The following is a 9063-nucleotide window of genomic DNA, read 5'->3' as shown; positions in this document are numbered from 1 at the left end:
TCTTGCACTTTATTCTCGATCACGCGCTCGAAACCTTTCGCGACGCAATATGCACTCGATTATTCAGCAAGCCCTACGTAAGCCCTGAACCAATGCCCATGCCCCATGCCCCATGCCCCATGCCCAATAACTAATGCTTTTCCCCCAAAATAGCATAAACCACTGTCAGTTCTTTTTTGCCGCGCAATTGAATCGCTCCTACTTTTTGGCCTTCGTAGCGATCGCGCACGTAAGCAAAAGTCCTCCCCGTCACCAACAAATTAAAAGGACTGTCAGAAACAATTTCCTTATTCATCGCCTCCAATCTAGCAGCAACGTTGACAGCATCGCCGATCACAGAATAATTCAAACGCCGGGAACCGCCTACGCTACCAGCAACTAACTGTCCGGTATGCAAACCGATGCCAAATTTAATTAAAGGTTTGCGTTCAATTCTAAGCTGCTGGTTAAGTTGGTGCAGCCGTTCGTGCATCGCAATGCAAGCCGCAACTGCATTCAAAGCATCTTGTTGGATTTGTCGATATTCGGTATGGCAAAAAGGCACCCCAAAAACTGCCATAATTGCATCACCGATGTATTTATCTACAACGCCGCCGTGATCCATAATACAGTTGGTCATCGCTTCCAAATAATTGTTCAGCCAGGTGAGCAAATCCCGCGGCGGCATTTTTTCTGAAATCGAAGTAAAACTACGAATATCCATAAACAGCACCGTTGCTGTAAGTTCTTGAGGTTCGAGTTCTCCTTGTTCAAATATCTCAGCTTTGCGTTCCCAAATAAGCTGAGCTGTCTCCGGAGCGACGTGCTTTTCAAATAACCTCATCAACTGCTGCTTTTCGTACTGTTCCCGCAGTTGCAAAGCAGTGCTAGATAAAATGAGGGTGCCGATAGGTGCAGCAATCGGAACCCACCAAAAAAAGAAGCCAAATAACAAAGCAGCAGCCGCAATCCAAATTATAGGCAAACCGAGAGTGATCGCAATTCTCTCCTTAACACCTCGGTGGCCCAGAACCAAAGCGGTAAGCGGACCAATTCCCCACAATAACAAAATTTCTACGAGTACCGGCAGCCGCTGCAGCAAGCGTTGATTGAGCAAATTGTCAACCAACGCTGCATATAAAAAAACCCCACCCGTAGTCTTGTTGAGAGGTGAAGATATGGGGTCGAAACCGGTAGCAACTATGCCCACTAAAACTAACTTATTGGTCAGAGCATCTGCGGGAATTCTACCTTCTACGACATCAACAAAAGCATAGGTAGGTAGATTTTCAGTTTTCCCCGGCCAGTTAACCCAGACTTTTTTTTCCTGCTTATTTTTTGATTTTGGGAGCAATACTGGATCTTGGGGATTAGCTGCATTGTACCTGTGAGTCATTGCTAAACCAAAATTAGGAATCCCATTGAGAAAGATTTTTGACTCGCGGGTAATACCGTCGCTATCGGCTTCTTGGCCGATGTGGCCGACACCTGCGGCGGCTGCTTTTAAAGAGGCTACGGGTTCTTCTTTGGGGGTTCTAGGGAGTACAACTTTGCCGTTGGCGGCGATTGCTGCAGCTAAAATATCATCTTTCGGGCTCGGATCGAGGAAAAGAATGTCAAAACCAACGGCTGTAGGGGGAGATTTTTTCAGTGCTTCTAGCAGTTGAGCGTAGCGGTTGCGAGGCCAAGGAAATTGACCGTATTCCTGCAAGGAATGCCGTTCGATCGCAATTACTGCAATTCTCTGATCCCATCCGGGATTTGGTAATATACCCGATTCTCGAATTTGAAATAGCGTTTTGTATCCCAAATATTCAAGGGGTTTCCAAATTCCCACTTGCAGCATGATTACAGACATTAGCCCTGCTAGGGTGCCTGTCATCCAGGGAGGATTTGAAATTATATATTGCCGCAGGCCGATCAGTTGATTGTGTTTGAGATGATCCATCCATTGTTTGAACTTCATGCAATTAATTTGACGAAATAATTGACATTCGAGTCCGACTTTCGACAGGAGTGCGAGTCATGAAGTTTTACAATACCGTAAGGGCGAAGGGTTGACGCAAAATTTATTTATTTTGACTACCGAGATTCACCGCGAAATGCTTCGCACCTACACAAAATAATTCACCCAGATACAACTTAGGCTCTAACTCACGTCTTCAGAGACTGCCCGCGCACTTTACTCTTAGATAGGTTGTTTAGGGAACTGTGAGGCTATAATGCCGTTCTGTGATTGACGGGCCTCGCACTACGATTTTGAGGCGGCGGCTTGGAGGTAAAATTCCTTGGATTTTGAAGTTGCCATTTCGATCGATCTTAATCTCTTCGTTGTTGACATAAACTATGTCGATCGGGTTAATTTGACCGCTGAGGCGATAGATATTGGCGCTGAGTCTCAACAAACTGCGGACTTTGAGTTGAGCTAGGCGAGGGCTCGCTGAGGGCGCCACGGGCGAGGTTTGAGGGAAAATTGTCGTGAAGTTGCCGCTGTTGACAACGACTTCTGAGTCGGTGCTGTCTGATACTACGACTGCACCTTCAATAGTTTCGACTGCGGTTTTGCCCCCACCGACGCTGACGCCAAAGGAGGTGCCGCGGACTCCGGCAACGCCTTCTGGGGTTTCAACCCTGACTGGGGCGGTTTTGGCAGACCTTTTTTGTTGGGCAATTTGACTGGGTTTGCCAAGTCCGCTGAGGCTATTGAAGGCGACTATTTGGTTCGGCGGGATAATTGTTGAGGTGTTGGCTGCGGGAGTTGTCGCAGCAGTTTTGCCGATCGACAACCTGACTCGCCCCCTGCTGACAAAAATGGCTGTGTCTTTCTCGCCACCTGCACTGCTTGACAAATTGGATATTCTGACTGCGGTTTTTTCGGAAACTTCCACGATGCCGGTGTGGTTGTCGATCGCTAAACGGGCTGTGGAATCGGGGCCGGTGATGATTTCGTCTCCGGGGGCGAGGAGCCGATCGCCCACGACTGCCGGTCGCCCTTTAAAGCTTACTTTACCGCGAATTTCTTGTATTTCGAGCGATCGTCCGGCCGCTGTTCCCTGGGCGTTTATCGTGTGTGCTGGGGATGGATTCGCCGCCACCGTTGCCGGATTTGTTAGAGATTTTGAGGCGATTGGTAGTGCTGGCGGTCGATCGACCGAGACAATTTTAGTAGCGTTCGACGGCTGTTTGGGGGATGGAGAGAGCGGACTGGCGATCGTCCCACGACCAAGCGGCAGACAGGCGAACACAGCTAACGACAAACTTAGGAGCGGAATTTTCGTCGATCGCCAGCACGTAAAAATTTTATTCATTATTTCAATTTTGTGATGTTGAAGTTCCTTGACTTCATTTCCTCTATTAAACTCCCTAAATCCGGCAATCGTTCCACTTTTTATGCCGTAAGACCGCAGCCCTAATCAACTTTCTCAGCAATAAATTTTAGCATTAAATCTTCTTTTTATTGTCATATTTTAGTAAACTGTTACAACATGGCACTTTACTAAAATATAACCTTCGGAAAATTTTGCTAACCCGACTCAAAGTGCTTTGCAGCAGTAATTTCGCCGATCTCAACCTTAGAGAGCGCCGAGTTATATATAGCAAACATAAAATTAACTACAACTTCTGAATGCCTTTTGGCTTCTGCCGGAAGGATGACTAACTGGGGAGAAGTCCTGTAGTTGTGGCAATTAATAAAAAGATTCTTTTTGCGAAGCGATAAAAAATAATTATCTAAGTGGTGCGCCCGGCTCTGGGAGTGGAACTTGCCCATGTGGAACCTGATGAAGCAAACCCGAGCGAATCAGGGTACACGATCGACCAACTCTGACTAGAATAGCGTTTTTTAGGGAAAGTTGGTGGAAATTTCGATGGAAAATCATAGCGAGCGATCGCCTGCTGGTGTTGCTGTTCCGAAGTAGACGCCAAACTGTAAAATGGACGGTTGTATATAGGTTATATAGAGCAGGAGAAAAATTTCCGTGGCAATAGAAGTAGGTCAGAGAGTTAAGGTGCGCCGTCTCAGAGATCGGATACCTCCAAATATAGTGGGCAAGATAAAGGAGAATCCAGTAGGCACTGTTGACGGATTCAAAATGGTTGACGGTAGCGGAGTAGGCGTGGTTGTCAAGTTTGACGGTTTTGCAACTTGGTTCTTTGAAGATGAGCTAGAACCCGTTTAACAGATGTAGAAGGAAGAAGGAAGAAGGAAGAAGGAAGAAGGAAGAGGAAAAATTTTCCCAATTCTTCCCTCTCCCACTCTCCCACTCACCGACTCTCCTCTTCCTCCACTCTCCCCCCTCCCCCACTCTGGCTGAAGGTTGCGCTTAAATGTTAAAGAGTAAGCTTTGGCAGTGAGAACAGAAAATGGCTTTGATTTTGACATTTTTGGGCAAAGGCGGCACTGGCCGCAGTACGATCGCGATCGCAACAGCTAAAAAATACGCGGCTCAAGGCAAGCGAGTTCTGCTGCTCGGCCAAGATCCGGGCCCTGCATTGGGTATTCTGCTAGGGGTTCCCCTGACTCTCAACCCCCAGGAAATCGCCCCCAACCTCAAAGCAGTTCAGGTGCAAAGCGCGCCCCTGCTAGAACGCAGGTGGGACGAAGTTAAACAACTAGAAGCTCAATATGTCCGCACTCCGTTTTTCAAGCAGATTTACGGTCAAGAATTAGGGGTGTTACCCGGAATGGACAGCGCGCTGGCGTTGAACGAACTTCGGGAATACGAGGACAGCAAACAATACGATGTAATTGTTTATGACGGCAATGGCGGCATGGATACGCTGCGGATGCTGGGAATGCCGGAAATTCTGAGTTGGTACATCCGCAGGTTCCGCCAAGCTTTGGTAGATTCGGATTTGGGGAAAGCGCTTTCACCTTTTATTCAACCGGTTGTGAGTACCGTGTTGACTGTGGATTTGTCGGGAGACAATGCTTTTCAATCTACTAAGCAAGTCGATAATCTTTTGGATAAGGGTAAGGCAGCGCTGGCAGATCCGAACCGCACGGCGGCTTTTTTGGTGACGACTGGGGATGCAAGCGCGATCGCAACTGCTCGCTATCTTTGGGGAAGTTCTCAACAAGTTGGCTTGACTGTGGGCGGTGTCATTGTCAATCAAGCAGCGGTTACAGAAGCTATTACTGCCGATTTTGAGCCTTTGACGGCTGTTTCGGTTCCGTCGCACAATGAGAATAATTGGCAGCCGCTAATTGATGCTTTGCCAGATTTTTCTGAGGGGGCAAAAGCTCCTAAACCGATTAACATAAACATTGCACAGCGTCAAGTTAGTTTGTTTTTGCCTGGGTTTGACAAGAAAGAAATTAAATTGATTCAATCCGGGCCGGAAGTTACGATCGAAGCGGGCGATCAGCGGCGCAATATTTTGCTGCCTCCGGCGCTAACTGGGAAGTCTGTTACTGGTGCTAAGTTCCAAAACGGTTACTTGATTATTTCTTTTTAGGGTAAGGAAGAAGGCACTCTAAGAGATTTTGACACGGATACACTGATGAATTATCGAGTTCTCTAATATCATGTCTCGTTGATTCGCGATCGTATAATTTGTGCGATTGTAAGGGCGGGTTTCACAAACCATAATCGCCTGAAACAAACAATCTCGAAAACCCGCCCCCACCCAACGAACAATCGAAATGTACATTCAGATTGGCCGTGGGGCGGGGGCGGGTTTATTTATCGTTGGAATAATTGCCAATATTTCGGGCGAACGCGGCCCCTACGAAGGACGGAATTGATATCATTTACAATACAATATTATTAGCAGCCAATTTGGGGAAACAGCAATGGTTACACAACTGCAATCTCCCGACAAATCAAATATTATCTACCCCGATGATAACGGAGAACCAATGTCAGATAATACTGAGCAATTCCGATTAATCGTTTGGATTAAGGAAAATTCGGAACTATTATTTGCGAATGACCCGAATGTTTTCGTGGCAGGCGACTTGCTTTGGTATCCCGTGGAAGGAAATAATAAACTTTGCCAAGCACCAGATGTGATGGTAGTTTTTGGTAGACCAAAAGGTTATCGTGGTTCCTATCAACAGTGGAATGAAGATAATATTGGGCCACAAGTTGTGTTTGAAATTTGGTCGCCGGGAAATCGACCCGCTCCAATGATTCAAAAGTTCAAATTTTACGAACGTTACGGTGTAGAAGAATACTATTTGTACGACCCGCAAACCTTAGAATTGACAGGATGGCAGCGGCTTGAGGAAGAGTTAGAGGCGATCGAACAAATAGACGGTTGGATTAGTCCCAGACTGGGCGTGCGCTTTGGATTGTCTGAAACCGGACTCGAAATGTTCGGGCCGTCGGGAGAACCGTTTGTGAGTTTTGTGGAACTCGCTCAACTGCGACAGCAGGCGGAAGCACGGGCACAGGAAGCAGAGGAACGTGCCACTGAGGCACAAACTTTGCTGGAACAAGAACGATCGCGATCGCAAGCTTTAGAATCAAGACTCCGAGAAATGGGAATCGACCCCAATGAATTGTAATTGCAACTCGTACAAAAACCCGGTTGCTTGAAGAAACCGGGTTTTTTAACACAATTACCTAACTTTTACCGTTGCCGTTTCCATTGTCGCCAGTCGTTAGCAAAACCCGCTTAGCTAAAGGTTCCGGCACTTCTTGCAATCGATCGAACTCCCAATTAAAAAATCCGACTCCCATTGTCTGCGATCGCAATTCTACGATCAAATTCTGCATTTCTGCGATCGGCAAATAAGCAGAAACTGCATCCCATCCCTTCCAGTCTTTTTTACCTTCGTAGCCGAGAATTTGGCCGCGGTGTCCGCTGACCAACTGCAACACCTTTGATGTACACTCGTTCGGAGCGCAAATTTCAACTTTGGCGATCGGCTCCAGCAATGCCGGTTCGCACTTCGCCATTCCCTCCTGCATCGCCAAACGCGCCGCTTGCTTGAAAGCTTGTTCGGAACTGTCCACAGAATGGTAGGAACCGTTCGTCAGCGTCACCGCTACGTCTACCACCGGAAAACCCAGCGGGCCGCGATCCAAATACTCGCGCACTCCCACTTCCACGCCGGGAATATACTGTTTTGGGACGACTCCGCCGACTATTTTGTCGGTGAAATTGAAACCTTCTCCGCGAGGCTGCGGTTGAATGTCGAGGTACACGTCGCCGAATTGTCCGTGTCCGCCGCTTTGGTGTTTGTAGCGCCCGTGGATGGAAGATGCTGGTTTGCGGATGGTTTCTTTGTACGGCACTTGCGGTAAGTGAGTCGCCATCGGCAAATTATACTTGCGGCGCAACCTGTCTAAGGCTACTTTCAGGTGGATTTCGCCTTGACCCCAAAGTATAATTTCGTGAGTGTCGCCGTGCTGTTCCCACACTAAAGATGGGTCTTCTTCTAGCAATTTAGCTAAAGCCGAGCTCAGCTTAACTTCATCGTTGCGCTTTTCTGGGACGATCGCCAGTGCGTAGACAGGCGGGATAATTTCAGCTTTTGGCAATTCTTCCGATCGGTCTAGCGCCAGCGTATCGCCTGTTTTCACGCCTTCTAGCCTTCCCAAAGCCACAATGTCCCCGGCGCTGACAGACTGCAAACTTTGCGTTTGCTGGCCGGTCAAGCGGTACAAACCGTTAACTCGAACGCCGTTCAAAGTTGCTCCGTCTGCCAGCGTCCCCCGCCACATTCTCACTAACGATAGTTTTCCTCCTTGTGGTGTGTAATAGGTTTTGAGGATTTGAGCCAAAACTTTGTTTTCACTTTGTATAATGCCGCGGCGATCGGCTGTAGTTTCGGGTGTCGGCGCTTCCCTCAGCAAAGCTTCCAGCAGGGGCCGCACGCCGAAATCTTGTTCGGCCATGCCGATGAATACTGGCACAATTAAATCTGCGCCTAATTCCATCTTTAAATCGCGGGTAATTTCTTCGGCGTCGGGATTGATTTCTTCGAGCAATTCTTCGAGTAAATGGTCGTCAAAATTCGCCAATTCTTCGAGCATTTGCTGCCGCGCTGCGCTTTCTTGTGCTTTGAGGTGTTCTGGAAGCGGGACGGGATCTGCGGCGGCGCCCGGATGGTAGTGGTAAGCTTGTTCGGTTACTAAGTCGATAAAACCGATGATTTGTTCGTTTTTGCCGATCGGATATTGGTGAGGTACGACCGGTCTACTGGAAACGGATTTGAGCGCGTCGATCACCTCGGTGAAGTTGGTGCCGCAAGTAGTTTCGTCTGTGTAAGCACGATCAATCTTGTTGATAAAAACTAGGTGGGGAATTTCCCAATCATCGAGAAATTTAAACAGGGGTGCGAGGGTTAAAGTGCGATCGGCAACTGGTTCGCAAACAATTATCGCCGCATCCACACCTATCAGCGCATTGTAAGTTTCTTGGACAAATTCTACCGAGCCCGGACAGTCGAGAAATGTGAAGCGGACGCCTTGATATTCAGCGGTGGCGGCGTTTACTTCTACGCTCATTTGGCGATCGCGCGCTTCCGGCGAACTATCACCTATTGTGTTGCCCTCTTTGACATTTCCTTTGCGGGTAATTGTCCCTGTCACCGACAGCAAACTTTCGAGCAGTGCGGTTTTACCGCTTAAATAAGGGCCAACAATTGCAACGTTCCGCGCGGCCCCAAGGACTTTTTCGTTCATATTGCCTCCAACAGAAAACTTGTTTTCCATTGCTCTTGGTGCAATCTGTTCTATACCATTTTCTAGACTTTTTCTAGGTTAATTTTTATTGCAGTTTCGAGCAATTTCAGATTTTGGTATGATTCTATACTTTTGACGCTAGCGTATTTTGAGGGACGCAAACACAAATTGTAGTTTTTCTTAATATTTTTAATTTTTAACTGCAGATGAAGGCAAATCGGATTCTCCTTCCCAGGCTGTGCCCATTGGTAACAGCTTAAGACTGAAACTCATAATAAATGTCGCTTGTTGTTGAGTCTCGATCCCCCTAAATCCCCCTTAAGAAGGGGGACTTTGAGACGAATCTTGTCCCCCCCTTGTTAAGGGGGGTTAGCAGGGTGGATTTATTGTGATCGGATGATTATATAATGGAAGGGGCGATCGTCCCCTAGCGGATCCCGCTTGACCA

7 protein-coding genes are annotated in these 9063 nt (G+C 47.6%); 3 read left to right on the top strand and 4 right to left on the bottom strand.

From position 1 onward, the window contains the following. Nucleotides 1-130: 130 nt before the first annotated feature. The 3 genes from QUA57_RS27500 to QUA57_RS27490 all read right to left on the bottom strand — a co-directional run bounded on the left by QUA57_RS27500 (nucleotide 131) and on the right by QUA57_RS27490 (nucleotide 3903). Nucleotides 131-1945, bottom strand: coding sequence for an adenylate/guanylate cyclase domain-containing protein (locus tag QUA57_RS27500; RefSeq protein WP_333064925.1), 1815 nt, complete (start codon nucleotides 1943-1945; stop codon nucleotides 131-133). 235 nt (nucleotides 1946-2180) lie between these two features. After that, the gene (locus QUA57_RS27495) at nucleotides 2181-3287 is read right to left on the bottom strand and encodes a FecR domain-containing protein (RefSeq protein ID WP_333064927.1); all 1107 of its coding nucleotides are present in this window, start codon (nucleotides 3285-3287) and stop codon (nucleotides 2181-2183) included. 421 nt (nucleotides 3288-3708) lie between these two features. Next, nucleotides 3709-3903: a hypothetical protein gene (locus tag QUA57_RS27490; protein WP_333064929.1), complete on the bottom strand. Its 195-nt coding sequence runs from the start codon at nucleotides 3901-3903 to the stop codon at nucleotides 3709-3711. Nucleotides 3904-3956: 53 nt separating this feature from the next. Between QUA57_RS27490 and petP the strand changes: the two genes are divergently transcribed. From petP to QUA57_RS27475, 3 genes are all read left to right on the top strand, one after another. Next, the gene (gene petP, locus QUA57_RS27485; protein WP_333064930.1) at nucleotides 3957-4157 is read left to right on the top strand and encodes a cytochrome b6f subunit PetP; all 201 of its coding nucleotides are present in this window, start codon (nucleotides 3957-3959) and stop codon (nucleotides 4155-4157) included. A 184-nt stretch (nucleotides 4158-4341) separates the two neighbouring features. Further along, nucleotides 4342-5436, top strand: coding sequence for a Get3/ArsA fold putative tail anchor-mediating ATPase NosAFP (locus QUA57_RS27480; protein ID WP_333064931.1), 1095 nt, complete (start codon nucleotides 4342-4344; stop codon nucleotides 5434-5436). 337 nt (nucleotides 5437-5773) lie between these two features. After that, the gene (locus QUA57_RS27475) at nucleotides 5774-6490 is read left to right on the top strand and encodes a Uma2 family endonuclease (RefSeq protein ID WP_333064932.1); all 717 of its coding nucleotides are present in this window, start codon (nucleotides 5774-5776) and stop codon (nucleotides 6488-6490) included. A gap of 58 nt (nucleotides 6491-6548) precedes the next feature. Here QUA57_RS27475 and QUA57_RS27470 read toward each other — a convergent pair whose 3' ends face one another. Next, complete coding sequence (locus QUA57_RS27470; protein ID WP_333064933.1) at nucleotides 6549-8615, bottom strand: elongation factor G; 2067 nt, start codon at nucleotides 8613-8615, stop codon at nucleotides 6549-6551. Nucleotides 8616-9063: the final 448 nt, after the last annotated feature.

The sequence above is a fragment of the Microcoleus sp. Pol7_B2 genome, from assembly GCF_036701035.1.
Classification (GTDB): domain Bacteria; phylum Cyanobacteriota; class Cyanobacteriia; order Cyanobacteriales; family Microcoleaceae; genus Microcoleus.
This window is presented reverse-complemented; position numbering and strand designations above follow the sequence as displayed.

Bases quoted from the DNA above. Each gene is read 5' to 3' on its own strand.
- QUA57_RS27470 (WP_333064933.1), bottom strand. From the start codon at position 8,615: ATGAACGAAAAAGTCCTTGGGGCCGCGCGGAACGTTGCAATTGTTGGC.
- QUA57_RS27475 (WP_333064932.1), top strand. From the start codon at position 5,774: ATGGTTACACAACTGCAATCTCCCGACAAATCAAATATTATCTACCCC.
- QUA57_RS27480 (WP_333064931.1), top strand. From the start codon at position 4,342: ATGGCTTTGATTTTGACATTTTTGGGCAAAGGCGGCACTGGCCGCAGT.
- QUA57_RS27495 (WP_333064927.1), bottom strand. From the start codon at position 3,287: ATGAATAAAATTTTTACGTGCTGGCGATCGACGAAAATTCCGCTCCTA.
- QUA57_RS27500 (WP_333064925.1), bottom strand. From the start codon at position 1,945: ATGAAGTTCAAACAATGGATGGATCATCTCAAACACAATCAACTGATC.